This is a genomic window from Allokutzneria sp. NRRL B-24872 (genome assembly GCF_002155965.1).
Taxonomy (GTDB): domain Bacteria; phylum Actinomycetota; class Actinomycetes; order Mycobacteriales; family Pseudonocardiaceae; genus Allokutzneria.
Map to the genome: position 1 here is coordinate 1 of NZ_MUMH01000355.1, position 513 is coordinate 513.

The 513-nt window shown below is 78.0% G+C and carries 1 pseudogene; it reads right to left on the reverse strand.

What is annotated here, in order from left to right:
• A pseudogene (locus CCN37_RS38025) lies at positions 1–513 on the reverse strand (site-2 protease family protein); the annotation flags it as partial.

Below are 513 nucleotides of genomic sequence, written 5' to 3' on the forward strand. Positions count from 1 at the left end.
GCTCGGCGATCTCCTCGCCCGGTTCGGAGTCCAGCAGCACCGTGTCGGCCGTGATCGGCTCCGCCGCGCGCTCCGCCGGGGTGTTCGGCTGCGTGGCCGCCAGGCGCTCCGCGACCGCCGTGTCCAGCAGTCCGACCGCGATCCCGTCCGCCCGGACCAGCACCACGCCCCGGCCCGCGGCGGCCGCGAGCGCGTCGGCGACCGGGCTCTCCGCCGGCAGTTGCAGCACCGGTCGCAGCAGCTCCGCCAGGGTCAGCCCCTCCGGCCAGGCCGTGCGCCGTTCGGCGGCGAACTCCGCGCTGGCGCCCGTCACCACGAAGGCCGCCATGAGCACGCACACCACGAGCCGCAGCCACTGGTCCGCCCCGCCTTCGACGAGGCCGCTCACCGCCCACACCACCAGCCCCGCGGCCACGAAACCGGCTCCGGCCACCGCTGCCCTGGTCCCCGCGCCCCGGCGCCCCGTGGCACCCCAGACCGCCGCGCGCACGATGCGCCCGCCGTCCAACGGCA